The 18,831-nt window shown below is 47.0% G+C and carries 16 protein-coding genes; 6 read left to right on the top strand and 10 right to left on the bottom strand.

Annotated elements, in window-relative coordinates; translation table 11 throughout:
• Nucleotides 1-6: 6 nt before the first annotated feature.
• Genes LRY47_RS01915 through LRY47_RS01890 form a run of 6 tightly spaced genes read right to left on the bottom strand, consistent with a single transcriptional unit; the run spans nucleotide 7 to nucleotide 6,440 of the window.
• Nucleotides 7-516 (bottom strand): chemotaxis protein CheW, encoded by a 510-nt coding sequence (locus LRY47_RS01915; protein WP_295222005.1) that lies wholly within the window; start codon nucleotides 514-516, stop codon nucleotides 7-9.
• Nucleotides 517-528: 12 nt separating this feature from the next.
• Nucleotides 529-2,421, bottom strand: coding sequence for a methyl-accepting chemotaxis protein (locus tag LRY47_RS01910; protein WP_295222004.1), 1,893 nt, complete (start codon nucleotides 2,419-2,421; stop codon nucleotides 529-531).
• A 12-nt stretch (nucleotides 2,422-2,433) separates the two neighbouring features.
• The gene (locus tag LRY47_RS01905; protein ID WP_295222003.1) at nucleotides 2,434-4,497 is read right to left on the bottom strand and encodes a chemotaxis protein CheA; all 2,064 of its coding nucleotides are present in this window, start codon (nucleotides 4,495-4,497) and stop codon (nucleotides 2,434-2,436) included.
• A 3-nt stretch (nucleotides 4,498-4,500) separates the two neighbouring features.
• Nucleotides 4,501-4,866 carry a response regulator gene (locus LRY47_RS01900; RefSeq protein WP_295222000.1) on the bottom strand — a complete coding sequence of 122 codons (366 nt, stop codon included), beginning with the start codon at nucleotides 4,864-4,866 and terminating at the stop codon, nucleotides 4,501-4,503.
• Complete coding sequence (locus LRY47_RS01895; RefSeq protein WP_295221999.1) at nucleotides 4,859-5,206, bottom strand: STAS domain-containing protein; 348 nt, start codon at nucleotides 5,204-5,206, stop codon at nucleotides 4,859-4,861. Before LRY47_RS01895 ends, LRY47_RS01900 begins: the two co-directional genes overlap by 8 nt.
• 19 nt (nucleotides 5,207-5,225) lie before the next feature.
• Nucleotides 5,226-6,440 carry a methyl-accepting chemotaxis protein gene (locus LRY47_RS01890; protein WP_295221996.1) on the bottom strand — a complete coding sequence of 405 codons (1,215 nt, stop codon included), beginning with the start codon at nucleotides 6,438-6,440 and terminating at the stop codon, nucleotides 5,226-5,228.
• A 1,069-nt stretch (nucleotides 6,441-7,509) separates the two neighbouring features.
• Here LRY47_RS01890 and LRY47_RS01885 point away from each other — a divergent pair.
• Complete coding sequence (locus LRY47_RS01885; protein WP_295221994.1) at nucleotides 7,510-8,904, top strand: sigma-54 dependent transcriptional regulator; 1,395 nt, start codon at nucleotides 7,510-7,512, stop codon at nucleotides 8,902-8,904.
• A 46-nt stretch (nucleotides 8,905-8,950) separates the two neighbouring features.
• Here the strand turns inward: LRY47_RS01885 and LRY47_RS01880 are convergent, their stop codons facing one another.
• The 4 genes from LRY47_RS01880 to LRY47_RS01865 all read right to left on the bottom strand — a co-directional run bounded on the left by LRY47_RS01880 (nucleotide 8,951) and on the right by LRY47_RS01865 (nucleotide 14,534).
• Nucleotides 8,951-10,825 (bottom strand): methyl-accepting chemotaxis protein, encoded by a 1,875-nt coding sequence (locus LRY47_RS01880; RefSeq protein WP_295221992.1) that lies wholly within the window; start codon nucleotides 10,823-10,825, stop codon nucleotides 8,951-8,953.
• Between the two features lie 41 nt (nucleotides 10,826-10,866).
• Complete coding sequence (locus LRY47_RS01875) at nucleotides 10,867-11,826, bottom strand: hyaluronate lyase (protein WP_295221989.1); 960 nt, start codon at nucleotides 11,824-11,826, stop codon at nucleotides 10,867-10,869.
• A 10-nt stretch (nucleotides 11,827-11,836) separates the two neighbouring features.
• Nucleotides 11,837-13,276, bottom strand: a complete 1,440-nt coding sequence (locus tag LRY47_RS01870) for a nickel-dependent hydrogenase large subunit (protein ID WP_295221988.1) — start codon at nucleotides 13,274-13,276, stop codon at nucleotides 11,837-11,839.
• 376 nt (nucleotides 13,277-13,652) lie between these two features.
• Nucleotides 13,653-14,534 carry a LysR family transcriptional regulator gene (locus tag LRY47_RS01865; RefSeq protein WP_295221986.1) on the bottom strand — a complete coding sequence of 294 codons (882 nt, stop codon included), beginning with the start codon at nucleotides 14,532-14,534 and terminating at the stop codon, nucleotides 13,653-13,655.
• A gap of 102 nt (nucleotides 14,535-14,636) precedes the next feature.
• On the opposite strand from LRY47_RS01865, the gene LRY47_RS01860 reads away from it, so the two are divergent.
• The 5 genes from LRY47_RS01860 (at nucleotide 14,637) to anfG (ending at nucleotide 18,774) form a co-directional block, all read left to right on the top strand.
• A complete protein-coding gene (locus LRY47_RS01860; protein ID WP_295221985.1) occupies nucleotides 14,637-15,038 on the top strand; it encodes a CidA/LrgA family protein in 402 nt (133 codons plus the stop codon).
• A 9-nt stretch (nucleotides 15,039-15,047) separates the two neighbouring features.
• Nucleotides 15,048-15,734 (top strand): LrgB family protein, encoded by a 687-nt coding sequence (locus tag LRY47_RS01855; protein ID WP_295221982.1) that lies wholly within the window; start codon nucleotides 15,048-15,050, stop codon nucleotides 15,732-15,734.
• A 276-nt stretch (nucleotides 15,735-16,010) separates the two neighbouring features.
• Complete coding sequence (nifH, locus tag LRY47_RS01850) at nucleotides 16,011-16,838, top strand: nitrogenase iron protein (RefSeq protein ID WP_295221979.1); 828 nt, start codon at nucleotides 16,011-16,013, stop codon at nucleotides 16,836-16,838.
• A 12-nt stretch (nucleotides 16,839-16,850) separates the two neighbouring features.
• The gene (anfD, locus tag LRY47_RS01845; RefSeq protein WP_295221976.1) at nucleotides 16,851-18,419 is read left to right on the top strand and encodes a nitrogenase iron-iron protein, alpha chain; all 1,569 of its coding nucleotides are present in this window, start codon (nucleotides 16,851-16,853) and stop codon (nucleotides 18,417-18,419) included.
• Between the two features lie 10 nt (nucleotides 18,420-18,429).
• On the top strand, nucleotides 18,430-18,774 hold the full coding sequence (gene anfG / locus LRY47_RS01840) for a Fe-only nitrogenase subunit delta (protein ID WP_295221973.1): 345 nt from the start codon (nucleotides 18,430-18,432) through the stop codon (nucleotides 18,772-18,774).
• Nucleotides 18,775-18,831: the final 57 nt, after the last annotated feature.

Raw genomic sequence — 18,831 nt, 5'->3', positions numbered from 1 at the left:
TCCGTTCTATTGTCCCGCAGCAAGCTCTGCCGCAACGCCGGTGTAAGTTCCTATCTCCGTCATGGAGAAAACGGCGTTCACATCGAGAATTATTACAAAACCGTTGTCCTTCTTCGCCATTCCGGCGATGAAGGCAGTGTTGAGATGCGTGCCTATACGCGGCGCATCCTCAATGGTTTCGTGTTCAAACTCGACGACCTCCTGAACGGAATCGGCAAGTGCGCCGAGTACGGTGGATTCGTCGTCTATCACCACTTCAACGATGATGATACAGGTGTTTACTGTTCTTTCCGTATCGCCCAGACGGAATTTCTTTTTCAGATCCACAACGGGAACAACGTTCCCGCGGAGATTTATAACACCCACCATGAAATCCGGAGTGTGAGGCACTTTGGTAACGCTGGAAAAGTCCAGCACCTCGCGGACGGACATGATATCCACGCCGTATACCTCTTCCGCAAGTTTAAACGTAAGCACCTGACTTATATTGTCATTTCCATTAGTTTTATCTTCCATTGCACACCGCCCTTAGAAGCTTTCAAAATCTGTGTCGAGGCGGTCTTTTTTACCGTCGGTCATGTCAAGGTTAATACCCTCGCCATCTTTTCCTCCGTTTTTCTTGCCGTGGTGCGGAAAAACAGGTTTTTCAAAATGCTTTACGGGTGCGGACGACGCTTTTTTAGCTGTTTTCGGTGCCTGAACACTCTTTGCAGTGCTGTCTGATTTCATTTTAAAGAACGAAACAGCCTGCTGGAGCGCTTCTGACTGGCTGGAAAGTTCTTCCGCAGTCGCCGCCATCTCTTCTGATGCGCCCGCATTTTTCTGGATTACCTGATCAAGCTGCTGGATAGCCGTGTTTATCTGCTCGCCGCCGGTGCGCATTTCCGCACTGGATGCTGTTATCTCCTGAACAAGTTCCGAAGTCTTCTGGATGTCCGGAAGTATCTGCATGAGCAGTCCGCCTGCCTTCTCTGCGATGTCTACGCTGGATGAGGAAAGGTCGCTGATTTCACGGGCAGCTTCCTGACTGCGTTCAGCAAGTTTGCGAACCTCTGATGCCACAACCGCGAATCCCTTTCCGTGTTCCCCTGCGCGTGCCGCTTCAATAGCCGCGTTAAGCGCCAACAGGTTTGTCTGGCGGGCTATCTCTTCTATGATGGATATCTTGTCTGCTATATCCTTCATAGCTTTTACGGTCTTCTGAACCGCATCGCCGCCCTCTTTCGCATCGCCGGACGCTTTCAGCGCTATCTTTTCAGTCTGGAGCGCATTGTCCGCATTCTGGTTGATGTTGGATGCCATCTCTTCCATAGATGCAGAGGCTTCTTCCGCGCTTGCCGCCTGTTCTGTGGCGCCCTGAGACATATCCTGTGCGGCGCTTGAAAGTTCTCGGCTTCCTATGGCAACGTTGTCCGCCGATACGCGCACATCGGTTATGATGCTTCTAAGCTTATCCACCATGTTTTTAAGTGCCTCGGCAAGCTGACCGACCTCGTCTTTCTGGTCTATATCCAGTTTCGCATCAAGATTTCCGCCGGAAAGTTCTATGGCAAAGCCTACGCCTTTTGAAACGGGTCCTGTGATGCCTTTTGTTATGACTATTGCGGCAATAATACCGATTATCACGGCACCAAAGATTATAATAATTATCATGGTAGTAACGGATTTAAACGCGGCAAGCATCTCTTGTGTGCTGGCGGCGTTCTCCTTGTTTGTTGTGTCTACCGCTTCGCGTGCTGCATTAACCATCTTTTCATCAAGAGTCACCTGAAGCTTTTTAACGTCAATCACTCCAACAAGTCCGTTTCTGTAGGAAGCCATGGAATCCAGAACAGATTTATCATTAATTCCGGCAAGTCTTCGCTCAATATCGTCAAATATTGTGTTGACCTCTGACGCTTTTTCAAGCTGATTATTATAGTAAATCTCCCTCACCAGAGCACGGATTACCCACATATCTGTGGTTACTTTCGCATCGACATCCAGAGTTTTAAGTTTTTCCAGAACCTTTGAGGCATCCTGCGACATTACTTCTAAATTCTTATCAAGTTCTTTCTGAACCTTAACATATTCTGTGAAGGCTGCCAGATAGTCGTCAGAGCTTTTGGCTATGGCTTCTATAATAGCATCCTGTTGGTCACTGCCAAATACCTTCGTTTCCTCCGCAAGTTTTCTGATATCCGCTATGCCGGATGAAACTTTCTCGGCTGCACTCTCGTCATGCCTTATTATGTAGTTTTTCTCCTGAATTCTGGTATCTTTCAGAGTGGTTGCCATAGTTGCCAGCGCATCTGAATATTTTGCGCCGTTAAGAACAACATTAAGTCCGTTGTATGCCACCAGCCCCACGATAAGCGTAAGAGCAATGACAAGACCGAACCCGAGCATCAGCTTTACGCCGATCTTAAGATTTTTAAACATAAAACCCTCCTTTTAACCTATATCATTGTAGATTTTCATAATGTCTATTATCAGAGCCACAGAACCGTCGCCCAGAACCGATGCGCCGGATATGCAGTCAATATCCTTAAACGCCTTACCCAGAGATTTTATAACCGTCTGGTGGTCGCCCACCACACTGTCCACAACAAATCCGACGCGTCTGCCGTCAACGCTGATGATAACGATCTGCTGTATGTCGGGTTCCTCTCCTTTGATATTGAAGAAACTGCGAAGAGGCACATAAGGAACAAGCTCGTTGCGCACCATGATAATCTTGCGCCCCGAACCGCTTTTGTTCTCTGAGCGGTTGAATTCGATGCACTCGTTGACAATGGAAAGCGGCAGTATGAAAAACTGTCCGCCGATGGTCACAAGGAGTCCGTCGATGATCGCCAGCGTCAGCGGGAGTTTAAGAACGATTGTCGTTCCCACTCCCTCCGAGCTGTTTATCTCAATCGTGCCCCGCAAAGCCTCGATGTTTCTCCGCACGACATCCATCCCCACGCCCCTTCCGGAAACGCTGGAAACTGTCGCCGCCGTTGAAAAACCCGAAGCGAATAACAGTTCATATATTTCTCTGTCGGAAAGTTCGGCATTTTCAGCCACAAGACCCTTCGACTTTGCTTTTTCAAGCACGGCTTTCCTGTTTATTCCTCTGCCGTCGTCCGTTATTTCAATAAGCACGCTGTCGCCTGAATGGCTCGCCTGAAGGGTGATATGCCCCTTGGCTGGCTTACCTGCCGCAATCCTCTCTTCCGGCTTTTCAATGCCGTGGTCGATGCTGTTTCTGATAAGATGCACCAGAGGGTCGCCAAGCTTTTCTATAACAGTCTTATCTATCTCTGTCTCGTCACCGAATGTAACGAGCTCTATCTCTTTGCCCAATTCTATGGACAGGTCGCGTACCAGTCTTTTAAACCTGTTGAACGTGGATCCTATCTCAAGCATCCTGATGCTCATGGTATTGTCTCTGAGTTCCCAGACGAGGCGTTCAACCTCTTCCGCCACCTTAAGCATATCCGCATCGTTCCTTTGTGCCGCAATCTGACTTAATCTTGCCTGTACTGTCACAAGCTCACCCACAAGGTCGACCAGAGAGTCAAGTCTCTCCGAAGGCACCCTTATGGAGGACGCCGTCTCCGAAGCATGTGCCTTTTTCTCCTGAACGCTTTTAACATGCGCCTGTTCCATCAGAGCCGTATCAACAGCCTCAGCAGAGACAAGCCCCTTTTCCACCATTATCTCGCCCAGTCGTTTCTTTTCGTTCAGAACTTCGCTAAGCTGACTTTCCGTGAGGCATCCGCGTTCAAGAAGTATCTCGCCCAGTTTCTTTTCGCGGTCGTCAAATGCTTCGTCCACAGCTTTGATATCTATCACCGCGTCATCTTCGACAAATATGAAAACGTCACGGATATCGTTCTCGTTTTTATCGGTTGTAAGGATAATATCCCACGACAGATAACATTTCTCCGGCTCGATATCGTCTATCGGAGGAACGTCGGAAACGTGAGTGATTATCGTTGCAGAACCCATCTCCCGCAGTTCTTTCAGAAGCAGAGCAGGGTTGGTTCCGTTCATGAATATATTTAAAGAAGGTTTGAAAGTTATCCTGAAGGTGTGCAGCTCCCCCCGGGCGGTGCTATCCCTCTCCGGCTGCACATCAGGCAGTTTCTGATTCTGTATGTTAGCCGCGCGGCTGAAATAATCTGTTATTTCCACCGCCAGCGGAGAATCAGCTTTTATATCAGGGTCTGCGAGCATCTCGCGGATTATGTCGCAAGCTTTCAGCGAATAATCCAGCATCGGCTTTGTTACATCCATGATGTTGTTGCGCACCATATCGTATGCCGTTTCGATGCTGTGAACCAGCGACGCGATGTTGTCGAAACCGAACATTGCGCCGGAACCTTTTATAGTGTGCATGGCACGGAACACGCGGGCTATCAGGTCTGAACTGTCCGGAGTGTTCTCAAGCTCCAGAAGCGATTCCTCTAGCTCCTGCAAAAGCTCCGTAGCTTCATTTATGAATACCTGCTGGTTGGAATCCAATGACATATCTTACCCCAGAACCTTTTTTGCTACTGAAACAAGCTGTTCGGGTTTGAACGGCTTAACTATCCATCCGGTTGCGCCGGCGGATTTGCCCTCCTGTTTTTTGGAATCCTGTGATTCGGTTGTAAGCATTATTATGGGAACGAAACGAAACTCCGGCTTCTGCCGAAGTTCCTTTATGAGTGATATGCCGTCCATGTTCGGCATGTTAAGATCGGTTATAACCATGTCGCATTTCACGCCTGCGGTCTTTGCCAGAGCGTCTTTTCCGTCACACGCCTCCACGACGTTGTAACCTTCTTTGACAAGGGTGAATTTCACCATCTGGCGGATGCTGGCGGAATCATCAACAGACAGAATTGTTTTAGACATTTGATCTCTCCTTAACCAGTGCGCAGTTGTTGTATTTATCAATCACACAGCCTTTTTCTCTGGTGAATCCGGCGAAACAGTCCATGCTTAGAAGCTCGTTCTTATTGCCTGTGACATCAAAGCGTTTGTCTCTGGACATAGCAGCCCTGTGTGCGGAACAGAGCAGCTGCAGAAGCGTAAGGTCGGCATTGTCCACCTTCCCTATCCTTATCTCCAAAGTGTCGGACTCCCGAAGCGCTTCTCTGATACGGGAATGCAGTTCAACCACATAGCTGACTGTCAGGTTTCCTGAGATATCGATAACTGTTTTGCCTTCGTTAACTGTTGTTTCTATATTCACTTCTGATCCCCCCGCAGACTTAAAATAGTTCGACGTTATCGTCTCTTGATGCGGCAGATATAACTCCCGCACGCCCCGCCGACCTTTCGGTCATGACCTTTCTCTCCGATTCCATTGTATAAAGCATTCTCACATGATCGCTCAGACTCTTAAGATCCGAGCTGAAATCCATTTTTGAAACATCGCGCAACCCCACCGATATCCTTCCGAGATCGTTCTTCATGATATCCATAGGGTCTATGACATGTTCAAGACGCTGTCTGTTGATATCCTGATACTGCATGGAAACCACCATGTCGTTGATATCTTCAGCCAGTTTTATTGAACTTTGTTTGAGTCCTGCCATTATGGAATTGGCATTTTCGATGGCTTTATCCAGAATGTTCAGCGCATTCTCAACATCTTCATGGGATCTTGCGGACGTGTTTTTTATATTTTCAGCATCCTCAACTGATTTGTCGTGTATGTGGTTTATCTTTCCGGCGATGTCATCCACAGCCATGCGTATCTCACATGCAAATTTGTTGGATTTTTCTGAGAGTTTGCGTATCTCGTCGGCAACAACGGCAAAGCCTCTGCCGTGTTCACCTGCCCGCGCCGCCTCGATGGCAGCGTTCAATGCAAGAAGGTTTGTCTGGTCGGCTATATATTCAACATTGGAGACAATCTCCTTTATTCCCTGTATCTCGTCTATAACACCTGAAAGCTGGCTGTTTGTTTCCGCCGCATACTCTCCTGTATGCTCAAGTTCCCTTATGACTGAAATGAGAGCCTTACGGCTGATATCCACAAAATTACCGCCCATTTTCCCTGTTTTGGCGGATGTAAAACTGTCCAGAGCGCGTCCGGCATCGTCTGATTGTTCCGTGGCTTTTTCCGCTATTCTGCCGAAATTACCGGAAATGATATTATTGGCTTCTTCACTGTCAGCGATAACCTTTTTCATCTGCTCCTGAAAAACCGTTATTATGGAAGAATAATCAGCCACTATTGAACTGACAGGCACGAGACCTTTGTTTATAACCTCAAGCTGCCCCACCAGATTATTTTCGCGGTCAGTTTTCACATTTGCGAGCGCATCCCTTGCAACTGCGCGCAGCATGAAAACTGTCATTAAAAGAACCGGAATACTGGCAAGAAGGCGGATATGCAAGGTATCAAGGCAGATCACTGCCGCCTGAACAATGATCAGAATGATAAGTAAGGCAAGTTTTTTTCTGTCAAACAGACTCATCAATAATGCTCCGTTATCGTGCGTTTCATCAATAAGCAAATAATACCGGAGCGTTTTCTCTGTGATCCTTGACACAAGCAGGTAAAAGAAAAATCGCAGGGTCGGTAAGAACCGCAGGGCAAAATTAAATTATTATCAAAAACTGATTACTGTGTGCTTCACCCTGTTGACAAATCCGGTTCAAGGCTCATTAACAAAACCATCCATTTCATATCCATAATTTCTTGCAATAACAGTGCCAAACGCATTTTCATTGTTTATCGGGTGTCATGGGTTTTCAAAACGTACAACTGTGTAAGAAAACATTACAATAATTTTATAATCATCAGACAATACTGATTAATTTGTAGTGTGTAAAAAAAATTTACAATTACACATAACTTCGTTCACCAAATAATTCGTTGCGTATAACACAGATTTCTACTAATAAAGAATGATATACACTGAAAACAGGTTCCGATATTTGCCTTAAAAATGCCCTCACGCGGAGAACTCAGAACATGACACAAACAGAAAAATTTTACACGTCTCCGGAAATAATAACAAATTTTTTATTATTTATAAGCCATTTAACAGTTTCAAAAACAAAAACGCATACTTACAAAAAAAAATACTGAAAAGAAATCACAAAAAAAAAACAGGTAACAGACAAAGCACTGCTGTTTAATTATGCAATAGCGTTTGAAATAGTAAGAAATATTCTAAAAAACCTATCACCATTTTTAGCACGATGTGTGACCTGTTTATGCAGAGTTTGAAATAACAGAATTATCTAAAAACTTTGTTTACACCGCATTTCAGACGATTAATAAAGTAAACTAAACTGACAGCCAGTAACGTTTCTCTAATATTGGCATATTGTTTGGTAGTTAATCGGATTGCAGTTCAGATAAAAACTGCTTTTTCTGACACCGGTGCTGTATGTGCGGGTGAAAATGGGAGCAAGTTTATCTTATTAATATTTATTAAATGATCGGCAAATACGATTTAGCTTTTATAGACCGGAAAAGATAAATTCAATAAAAATAGGGGGATGAGGAGCAGCTAATTTCCTCTGTCGTGACTTTACATGATCTCACAAGTTGTTATAATTGATGATGAAAAAGAACTGACCGATATGTATGTCCGTAGCCTCAGACAGTTAGGGGCAACAGACATAGTAGCTTTCAATGATACGCGAGAATTTCTGAAAGACTCCGATAAAATTGATCCTGCCATCATTCTTCTCGATATGAATATGCCGCATCAAAATGGTGAAGAAATACTTGAAATCATCTCGCAAAGTTTTCCGCAATCTTCGGTTGTGATGATGATTGAGAAGAACGAGACCGAATCCGCCGTGCGCTGCCTCCAAAAAGGAGCGGTGAGTTTCGTTGTCAAGCCCGTTGAAAAGGACGCTTTTGCCGAAGTAATACTCCGCGCCCTTGAGGTATACAAGAGATACAGCTCAGAACTTCAAATACCATCCACAGGCAGAATCGAACATAATTCTTTCTTCAGCAATATAATAACGTGCAACAGCAAAATGCTCGAAATATTCAGATATCTGAACTTCGTCTCTGAAAGTACCTTCCCCGTTCTTATCACGGGAGAAACAGGAACAGGCAAAGAACTTTTTGCGGAAGCGGTTCATAAGGCAAGCGGACAGAAAGGTTCCTACGTCGCCGTAAACATCTCCGGTCTGGACGACAACATGTTCACCGACACTCTCTTCGGTCATACAAAAGGAGCCTTCACCGGGGCTGAAAAACCTCGCAGAGGGCTTGTTGCTGAAGCTGAGAACGGAACATTGTTTCTGGACGAGATAGGCGACCTGAACGAATCGGCACAGATAAAACTTTTGAGACTTTTACAGGAAAAGGTCTACATGCCTCTGGGAACAGACCGCAACGTCAAAGCCAACGTGCGCATCATAGCCGCAACGAGTGTTAACCTTAAAAACAACGTCAAAGCCGGAAAATTCAGAAAAGACCTTCTTTTCCGTATATCGACCCACTGTATAACCATCCCGCCTCTGCGCGACAGGAAGGACGACATAGAGCTTCTGGCGCTGAATTTTTACAACAAGGCACTTCTTGAATCAGGATGTCTGATGTCGGCGGCACTGCCGCAGGGGATAGGTGATATATTAAGAAACTACAGTTTTCCGGGAAACGTTCGCCAGCTTCAGGCGATAATGAATGACCTCGCCATGGTTACGCGCGGCAGAAAACTCAACAGCCGCGACATGATATCCTTCATGCGCAGACACGATATAAACCCACGCACAGGTACCAAAGAAAATCTATCCGAACCGTTTTATTATGCAGGAGATTTCCCCACCATAAAAAAGATGGAATCCATTCTGATCTCTTCAGCCTTAAACCACAGCAAAGGCAACATAACCGATGCCGCAAAAATTCTCGGCATAACACGCCAAACACTCCACAAGCTGCTTAAAAATCTGGATAAAACGAATAATTAATAAAAAAAAGGCAACCGGTGTCTTTTCCGATTGCCCTTAAAGTTCTTTACATATATCTCTCAATCAATCCATTCATAAGAGAAACCAGCTTCTCCGTATGACCTTGAAGGATATCAAGTTCATCCGTAACAGTTTCGCCCTTGGCTATTCTGATCCGAATTTTTTCCGCAGTGTCATGCTGAGAGCGGTGAACCGTCTCAATCTCTCTGTAGTCAGGGTCGTTTCCGAATACCTCCCTGCCACGTCCTCTGTAAAACTCCGTGAAAGCGCAGTTATCGTAGCTATCAAGGCTTACCGGTTTTTTATACATCGCTCCGTGATATATGTTCTTGGTCATAAGCACATGGCTGACCTTAGCGTGTATCACGGGCAGGACGACGGACTGGAGAGTGAATTTTTTAAGTTCTTTCTCTGATTCGTCAAGAAGTCCCACAACGGTCTCAACGCCGCCCACCATAGCATCTATGCTGCCGGAGTTGGCATCGCTCATGCGGGCAACCTCGTCAATATTCGCCGCTATCTGGGTCATTGCCGCAGACTGCTGCTGGACGGAAGATGATATGTGCGTCATGTTGGAGCTGAGGTCTTCAACAGAAGACTGTATTGTCATGAATTTATCGTTGGCATCGTTAACTCTTTCAAGCTGAACTCTGACCTTTTTCATAACGTCGTCTGCGTTGTCAACCGCGCTCTGCACTTTGGTCTGCATAGCTTTAACAACGCTTGATATATTGGATGCAGACTCGTTGGTCTTCTCTGCAAGCTTGCGAACCTCGTCCGCAACAACAGAGAATCCGCGTCCCGCTTCACCCGCCCTCGCCGCTTCAATTGCCGCATTGAGCGCAAGCAGGTTTGTCTGTTCCGTGATATCGGTAATAACCATGACGATATCCCCAACCTCTTTGGAGGAACCGAGAAGCTCGTTCATCTCCCCAGCAAGAAGGCTGACAATATTGCCGACCTCAGTTGATATAGCCGTGGTTTCAAGCATAACCTCAAGTCCTTTCTTCGACATTTCAAGTGTCTGCTCCGCCTTAACCGATGAATCGCTGATGTTCTCCGCAGAATCCCGTACAGTGGCGCTTATCTCCTCACTGGCAGCTGCAACCTCTCCGGCAAGCCTCATGGTCTCTGTGTTCATCTCTTTTATCTGCATGGTGGTCAGCGTCAGCGGAAGCGCCTGTTCCATCATGTTTGAAATGGATCTGAATGTGTGCAGTATGTCGTTTCCGATAACGTGCATAAACTTATTATATCTGTCGGATATCTCACCCATCTCGTCGTTGGTCTTAATGTCAGATTCAAGGCTGAGGTCAAGATTTTCCGCCGCCTGCACAATGGTGTCCTGAAGTCTGCCCACGTTTCGTATGACAAGCTTGGACACAAGAAAATATATGACAAATATCATCAGACAGCCGCTTATTACCACGAAGATGTCCGATATCATAGACATGCTCTGAACGTTGTTCAGCGATTTCCTGCTGAGTTTAACATAATAATATGAGTTGATTCCGCCTTCCTGCCATTCCGTGTGACAGCGCATGCAGTAACCGATGGTTTTTACAGGGAAAAGATATACGTTGTTGTCACCTTCCGGATGCATATCCTCTTTATCTGTAAGGATCGCAGTGTCCACTTTTGTGTTAACCCTATTACTCTGCGACGAATAGCTGATTGTTCCGTCTGGCTTTATCAGTGAAAACTCGGTAACGTCCTCATATTTGCCGATCTCCTCAATAAGATTGTTGAACGTCATCATGTTCCCTTTTTTAAGGGCGTCAAAGGTGGACATGTATATCATGTCCTTAAGGTAGTTCATATATCTGTTAAGGGATTTTTCGATCATCCTGAGTTTGATATTTTCAAAGACGATGGTGCCTAAGATGGTGAACGCAATGATCAGAACGGTTGCTATTGCCATCTTATGTTTGAGAGATAAGCGGTATTTTTTATCAAAATTTATCATTTCTTACCCATCCCCAGTACGTTCTTTTTGAAGTCTGTCCACGGAAGGTCTTCAATGTTCCGCGATTCGTAATAGATATTCTCTTTGAAAGGCCATCCGTTATGCGTACAGCCGACGCAGGGGGCGTTGCTTTCAACGCAGACGCTCACGCCTCCGTTCCACCGCCTTGTGGGGCAGTCGGATTTTGTGATGGTGCCTCTGCATCCTTTTTTCAGAAGGCAGGAGTGTTTATCAATCTCAAAATCTTTAAGGTAGATATCCTGCGAGAAATACTGAAAACGTCCGCAGTTGTTGTGGATGAGGTTGCCGAAATACTGCTGGGGTACGCCGTCCTTCATGGGAGGCATCTTCCCGCTGCCCAGAATATATGCCACCGTTCCCATGAGCCTGTCGGGGTGTGCCGGACAGCCGGGGATTTTTATCAGCGGTTTGCTTATGCCGCACTGGCGCATATACTGGTCGATGTCAATGGCTCCGGTCTCGTTTCTGCCGGATGCGGGTATTCCGCCGGAAACCGCGCAGGTTCCGCAGGCAACAACGGCATAAGCTTTCTGAAGGTGTTTTTTCAGAGCATCATAAAGGGGTTCCTCACCCAGAAGGCATGCCTTTTTCATGCGCTGGGGGATGCTCCCCTCAAGCACAAGGATATGACCGCCTGCGGATGTAACCTCTTCAAGCATTTGTATGTAGCCGTGACCCTGACTGAAGGAAAGGTTCGGATGCACCTGCACCCTGACCAACCTAGTCACAAAATCTATGAAATCCGATTCATTGCCGTATGTCATTGAGATGGAACAGCCGGTACAGCTCTGCCCCTGAACGAAAACTATCTGGGGACGCTTTGAAGCCGCTATCCTCATGAAGCCTTCGGCTATGTCCGTGGCGAAAACCTCCGCTCCTATGACCGCTACCGATATATCTCTGCATCTTTTGATGAAATCTCTTCTGCTCAGCATCTTTCGCACCTCAATGAACAGAACATGCCGTGCAGGGGTCGAAACTTCTTATGACCCTGCCGACCTCTATTGAGCCGCTGTCGCCGCCGAAACGGACAGGGGTTCCCAGAACCGCCTTCTCCGCAACGCCGTGTTTGCCTGCCGCCGTGGGACCGAAGTTCCATGTGGACGGCACTATCATTTTATAATCAGTGACCCTTCCGTCATACGCCTTGATGTGGTGTATGAGCGCGCCGCGGGCGGCAAGTGAAAAACCTATGCCTTCGCCCGTGAGCTTCTTTTGCAGGTCAACATGTGCTATCGTGGGTTTACCGATAACAAAATCCTCCGAACGCTCAAACAGATAGTTGCATATTCTGCGCGATTCGTATGCGCGGGCAAGAAGCCTTGTCATAACAGATGAGCGGATAGACGTCTGACCGTATCTGGCGATAAGCTGTCTGAAACCTGCATCGTTAGACAGAGCCGCGCGGGCTATGGGTCCCGTTTCAAGGGGATATCCGTTATAGCGAGGGGACTTTATCCAGCTGTATGCGCCCTTAGCAGATTCGTTAGGACTGCCGTCGGGATTGTAATATGAAGAATTGAGAAGTTCCTTCACCATCTTATAGTCAAATTTACGTTTTTCGCCGTCGATGATAACGCCGGATGTAAAAAGGTATCCTTTCTTATATTTAAGTGAGTCGTGGGCATAGAAAGTGTCGTATGCTCCGCCGATCTTGAAATATTCCGGATAGCGCTCCGCAAGCTCCATAACGTCGGGGATGAAAGCATTGTTCACAAAATCCGTCGTTTCGGTTAGAACACGGTAGTATCTCATGAGCGTATCTGGAGTTATCTCGGTCGTGATTCCGCCCGGCAGAAGCGCATGGATAAATGGAACCTTCCCGCCGATGAGTGCCAGACCGGAAGCTGCCTCCGCGCGTATCTTAAGCGCCTGAAAATAATGCAGGGCAAAGCGCCTTGCGGTGCCTTTGTCCTTTATATAGTCCCCCGGAGTTTTGTTGATGACAAACTTCGTGCCGGAAGAGCTTATCCAGTCGGATATATTCTTCATTTCGGCATCCCTTCCGGAATATCCGGCGGCGGCTGAGTAGTCTATGTAGTCGGGGGAACAAAGATTGTAGAAGTGGAGAAGGTGGTCGGTAACGATGTGCAGTCCAAGGATCATATCCCTCAGAACCTGCCCGTTGTGCGGAGGCACAACTCTGTATATCTGCTCCAACGCAGTAATGGAGGAGATTCCGTGTACCTCGTGGCAGACTCCGCAGACCCTTTGGGCAATGCGCGCCGAATCCACAGGATGGCGGTTCAAAAGGAGTCTTTCAAGTCCGCGGTACATATTACCGGAAATACGAACCTTGGAGACCCTTCCTCCTTCAACAGCCGTGCTGACACTCATGTGTCCCTCAATACGGCTGACAGGGTCAACAGACAATAAGTTAGACATAAAAGTCCTCTGAAAAGTGGATTACCAATAAAAAAACAAATAAATTATTGTGCTTTTTAACTAAAAAAGCATATGTTCAGAATTACTTATATTAAAAAACTATCTTTGTGTTTAGTTATATTTATTTCAACCATTTGTCAAGAATTTATATTATGTTTCTCTATCGCATATGCCCGAAAACCGCGGACTTTTCGATACGGATACTGCTTAATAAAAAATATTTAATGTTTATCTGCAACTATTAATGGTAGGCATTATTAACATATGAGCGAAATATATCAATAGGTTATAACCTATGATTTTCTTGCTTTAAAATATAACACACTATTTTATAGTCATATTTTATCTATAGATATATCAAATTCATGTTATCTTTCTATCCCCAATGAGCCTTCGTAAGCTCCAGCCATGCGCGTGCCGCAGGCGGCAGATAGGCACCCTTGCGCCACATCAGCGACATACGCCAGAAAATTGAAGGATCACCGACAGGAACAAGCCTTGTCTTAGGGTGAGGATGCTGGGCAGCTATCATCCTTGGCAGAAGAGCGATCCCCAGCTTTGCCGCAACAAGCCCTATGATGAACTCTATCTGGCTGGACTGCGCCGCTATAACAGGTGTAAAACCCTTACCCTTGCAGGCTTCCAGTATCATAGGGTTCAGCGCAAACCCGTGGGCATACAGTATGAACGGATACTCTTTAAGGTCTGAAAAACCAACAATTTTCTCATCCGCCAGCGGGTGATCGTTCGCTACCAGCAGATCCATAGGTTCGCTCCTGACCTCCTGCCAGTCCAGCTCTTCGCTGTCCACAGGCAGAAGTGACGCCGCAAGGTCAAGCTCACCGGCAAGAAGCATCTCTTCAAGTCGTTTGCCGCCCTGCTCAACCATCTGTATCTCAATATGGGGATACTTCTGACGAAACACGGCAAAGATATCCGCAAACAGAGTGTTGCTCCCCAGAAGCGGAAAACCCATACGCAGTGTGCCGCGCTTCATTCCGCGCAGCTCCTCAAGCTCCGACTGCATCTCAACAACATGATCAAGCATGGCGCACCCGCGTCTGAACACCACCTCGCCCGCCTGCGTCATCTTAACGCTATGCCCTATCCTGTCCAGAAGCAGAACCCCAAGCTCGTCTTCAAGCTGTTTCACAGCCTTGCTCACGGTAGACTGAGTTGCAAAGACCCGCTTTGCCGCATTTGAAAATCCGCCCTGTCTGACCACTTCAACAAACGCCCTGATATTCCTAAGCTCCATATATATTCCTTTTATGACTTATTTATATTCTTACAATTCATTTTACGAATATATCATCGGGTACTATATTTCAAGAGTATTCACAAAAACAGAGGTAAAAAGATGTTCAGAACAGGTTCAATAGTACTTCGCAGGCACTGCCGCACAAATATGCTGACACAGATAGGCATAATCATGCTCTTCTGGCTCATAGGCACCGCCGCCGCAAAAGCGACGGGCATCAGCGTTCCGGGAAGTATCATCGGACTGTTCCTCGTTGTGGCACTGCTTGTCACAAAACAGATCAGTGTCCACAGCGTGCGGCTCGGCGCAAAATGGTTTCTGGGCGAAATGCTCCTGTTCTTCGTTCCGGCGGTTCCTGTTGTCCTTGATCACCCTGAACTTTTCGGCACGCTGGGGCTTAAGATAGTTGCCGTGATACTTCTGAGCACCGCGATAGTGATGGCGGTAACTGCTCTGTTCGTGGATATGGTCTACCGTTATCTCGCCCGCAGGCAAGGCTAAGGAGAACTCATGAACATTGTGCACCTGATATTCTGGTCTGCGCTCACCATTGCACTTTATCATGCGGGAAAGCTGGTCAACCGCCGCTTTCATGCGTGGTGGTCGTCACCTCTTATGATAGCCCCGATACTGCTCATAATAGTGGTACTGGCTTTCAGAGTACCATACAAGGAATACATCAGCAGTACCCACTGGATGCTCGCAATGCTCGCCCCCGCGACAGTTGCGTTCGCGATTCCCATATACGAACAGCGCGAGCTGATAAAAAAACACTGGCTGATACTCATGGGCGGCGTACTTGTGGGCAGTGTGACAGCCATGCTTTCAAGCTGGTTCCTCGCTAACATGTTCGGACTGAGCGACCAGCTCCGCATAAGTCTTTTGCCTCGGTCTCTCAGCACACCCTTTGCGCTGATAGTTTCCGGCGAGTTAGGCGGAATACCCGGTCTTACAGCAGTGTTCGTGATAATAACAGGACTTTTCGGCGCAACCATAGGCGAGTTACTGCTCAAATCGCTCCCCCTGCAGTCAACAATAGCGAAAGGCAGTCTCTTCGGCATGGGAGCGCATGCCGTAGGAACTGCTAAAGCGCACCAGATAGACAGCGAGGTCGGCGCTATTTCAGGGCTTACAATGGTGCTGGTGGGTGCGGTGAACGTACTTGCGGCACCTCTGGTTGAGGTACTTCTCCGTTAAACCTGATTTTGTACATTTATGTACAGAAAAAACAGAGAATGTACCGAAATGGAATAAACATTACAACAAAACACTTCGATACTCATCTGATTTGTAATAAACATTACAATTTTCAAAATTTTTCAACCCTTTGACATGCAAGCCTAAAGCGTTATTGCATACCAAAACAGTCCTGTTTTGTTTGCGTTTTGTGGCACACATACTGCTTTTTATACTCCCGTAAAACATAAGACCGATAACAAATTACAAATCGGTAAAAAATCAAAGGAGACGGCAATGAGCAGAAAAATTGCATTCTACGGAAAAGGCGGGATCGGCAAATCCACAACTCAGCAGAACACAGCAGCCGCTATGGCGCATTTTTACGGTAAAAAGGTATTCATCCACGGATGCGACCCCAAAGCGGATTCAACAAGACTTATCCTCGGCGGTATGCCTCAGGACACTCTTATGGATCTTCTACGCGACATAGGTGAAGACAAAATCACTGTGGACAACGTTGTCAGAAGCGGTTTCAAAGACATCCGCTGCGTTGAATCCGGCGGTCCCGAACCCGGCGTAGGCTGCGCAGGAAGAGGCGTTATCACTGCCATCGACCTTATGGAAGAGCTTGGCGCATACACCGACGACCTTGACTTCGTATACTTCGACGTTCTGGGTGACGTTGTTTGCGGCGGTTTCGCAATGCCCATCAGAGACGGAAAAGCAGAAGAGGTTTACATCGTCTGCTCCGGCGAAATGATGGCTATCTACGCGGCTAACAACATTGCGAAAGGTCTTCTGAAATACGCTGAACAATCAGGCGTTCGCCTCGGCGGCATCATATGCAACAGCCGTAAAGTTGACGGTGAGCTTGAGCTTATGCAGGAGTTCACAAAAGCTCTCGGCACACAGATGATCCACTTCGTTCCCAGAGACAACGTTGTTCAGAAAGCGGAATTCAACAAAAAATCAGTGGTTGAGTTCGATGCCGAATGTAATCAGGCAAAAGAATACGCAACCCTTGCTAAAAAGATAATAGAGAACGAAATGTTCGTTATCCCCACACCCCTTCCCATGAGCGAACTTGAGCTGATGGTGGCAAAATACGGTCTCATCGACTAAGGGAGGTTGAACATGCCTTATCATACTTTTGAATGCAGCAAGATGCTGCCCGACAGAGAGAAACACGCAGTAATAAAAGGACCTGGCGAAGATATCACCTCCGCCCTTCCCCTCGGCAACCTGAACACGGTTCCAGGCACCATCACAGAGAGAGGATGCGCATACTGCGGCGCAAAACACGTTATAGGCACACCCATGAAGGACGTCATCCACATGAGCCACGGACCCATGGGCTGCACATACGACACTTGGCAGACAAAAAGGTACATAAGCGATAATGACAATTATCAGCTTAAATACACGTTCGCAACCGATATGAAAGAGAAACACGTTGTCTTCGGCGCGGAAAAGATGCTGAAACAGAACATTCATGAAGCTTTTGATGCGTTTCCTAACATCAACAGAATGACCCTGTATCAGACATGCGCTTCCGCGCTGATCGGCGACGACATGGACGCCATTGCCAAACAGGTTATGAAAGAACGCCCAGGCGTCGACATATTCGTATGTAACGCGCCCGGCTTCGGCGGAACCAGCCAGACAGGCGGTCACCACAAGATCAACATCGCATGGATAAACAACAAGGTCGGCACTGTCGAGCCTGTTATAAAAAGCAAATACACCATCAACTATGTAGGCGATTACAACATTCAGGGCGACTGCGAGATAATGACCGACTTTTTCAACAGAATGGGCATACAGGTCATCTCAATGTTCACAGGAAACGGTTCATACGACGATCTGCGCGCAATGCACAGAGCAGACCTGAACGTTCTGGAATGCGCACGCTCCGCAGAATATATCTGCAATGAGCTGAGAGTGCGTTACGGCACCCCCCGTCTGGACATCGACGGTTTCGGTTTTGACCTGCTTGCTGAATCTCTCATGAAAGTGGCTATGTTCTTCGGCGACGACTGCGTTGAAAAAGCCAAAGCAATCATCGACGAAGAAGTGGCAAGATGGAAACCCGAACTCGACTGGTACGCAAAACGCCTTAAAGGCAAAAAGATATGCCTGTGGCCGGGCGGATCAAAGCTGTGGCACTGGGCGCACGTTATCGAAGAGGAGATGGGCGTTAAGGTCGTTTCCGTCTATTCAAAATTCGGACATCAGGGCGACTTTGAAAAAGGTATAGCAAGATGCTCCGAAGGCGCGCTTGCCATCGACGATCCCAACGAGCTTGAAGCTCTTGAAGCTATGAAGATGCTTAAACCCGACTGCATCCTGACGGGCATGCGCCCCGGTGAGGTCGCCAAAAAGATAGGCATACCTTACCTGAACATACATGCATACCATAACGGACCTTATAAAGGTTTCGAGGGCTGGGTCAGACTTGCCCGCGACCTTTACAACGCTATCTATTCGCCCGTTATGAACCTCGCTGCCATAGACATCAGCAAGGACGACTTTGACACCGACACAGGTTTCAAAACCCGCACAATGCTTTCCGATCCCGGCGTTCCCAGAGAAGAACTGCACACCGAGAACATGTACACAGGAAAGATGGACATCGTCACACCTCTCCGCGGTAAGAAATATGACTTCCCTGCGCCTGAACCTAAAGCTGATGCGGTTGTTTGAGGAGACTGAAATGGAAATGAAAGAAAGAATTGCAATTCTTGAAAACTATATCATGCAGAGATGCCTCTGGCAGTTTCACTCAAGAGCATGGGACAGGGAAAACCAGAACAACGGTATTCTGGGTATCACTAAAACAATGCTTCTGGGTGAACAGCCCGACATAAGCACACCTGAGCTGAAATGCTACTGGGTGGACGCAAAATGCCTTGCGGACGGTTTTAAGACCAAGTTTCCGTGGGTGAATGAGATGGGCAAAGAGGACATCGCAGTGATGATGGACGGGCTTAAAGAACGTATAGACTACGTCACCATCCATGGCTCACTCAACGAAGAACTTACGGTGAAACTGTATTAAAAATACCCTTATTTCCCCCTTTATAAAAGGGGGATTAAGGGGGATTTACATTAAATA

Origin of the sequence: Seleniivibrio sp. (assembly GCF_021209385.1) — a bacterium.
GTDB lineage: Bacteria > Chrysiogenota > Deferribacteres > Deferribacterales > Geovibrionaceae > Seleniivibrio.
The sequence above is the reverse complement of the archived record's forward strand: the minus strand, read 5'-3'. Positions and strand labels throughout refer to the sequence as shown.

Coding starts and splice junctions, on each gene's coding strand:
- LRY47_RS01915 (WP_295222005.1), bottom strand. CDS start 516: ATGGAAGATAAAACTAATGGAAATGACAATATAAGTCAGGTGCTTACG.
- LRY47_RS01910 (WP_295222004.1), bottom strand. CDS start 2,421: ATGTTTAAAAATCTTAAGATCGGCGTAAAGCTGATGCTCGGGTTCGGT.
- LRY47_RS01905 (WP_295222003.1), bottom strand. CDS start 4,497: ATGTCATTGGATTCCAACCAGCAGGTATTCATAAATGAAGCTACGGAG.
- LRY47_RS01900 (WP_295222000.1), bottom strand. CDS start 4,866: ATGTCTAAAACAATTCTGTCTGTTGATGATTCCGCCAGCATCCGCCAG.
- LRY47_RS01890 (WP_295221996.1), bottom strand. CDS start 6,440: ATGAGTCTGTTTGACAGAAAAAAACTTGCCTTACTTATCATTCTGATC.
- LRY47_RS01885 (WP_295221994.1), top strand. CDS start 7,510: ATGATCTCACAAGTTGTTATAATTGATGATGAAAAAGAACTGACCGAT.
- LRY47_RS01880 (WP_295221992.1), bottom strand. CDS start 10,825: ATGGCAATAGCAACCGTTCTGATCATTGCGTTCACCATCTTAGGCACC.
- LRY47_RS01875 (WP_295221989.1), bottom strand. CDS start 11,826: ATGCTGAGCAGAAGAGATTTCATCAAAAGATGCAGAGATATATCGGTA.
- LRY47_RS01870 (WP_295221988.1), bottom strand. CDS start 13,276: ATGTCTAACTTATTGTCTGTTGACCCTGTCAGCCGTATTGAGGGACAC.
- LRY47_RS01865 (WP_295221986.1), bottom strand. CDS start 14,534: ATGGAGCTTAGGAATATCAGGGCGTTTGTTGAAGTGGTCAGACAGGGC.
- LRY47_RS01860 (WP_295221985.1), top strand. CDS start 14,637: ATGTTCAGAACAGGTTCAATAGTACTTCGCAGGCACTGCCGCACAAAT.
- LRY47_RS01855 (WP_295221982.1), top strand. CDS start 15,048: ATGAACATTGTGCACCTGATATTCTGGTCTGCGCTCACCATTGCACTT.
- nifH (WP_295221979.1), top strand. CDS start 16,011: ATGAGCAGAAAAATTGCATTCTACGGAAAAGGCGGGATCGGCAAATCC.
- anfD (WP_295221976.1), top strand. CDS start 16,851: ATGCCTTATCATACTTTTGAATGCAGCAAGATGCTGCCCGACAGAGAG.
- anfG (WP_295221973.1), top strand. CDS start 18,430: ATGGAAATGAAAGAAAGAATTGCAATTCTTGAAAACTATATCATGCAG.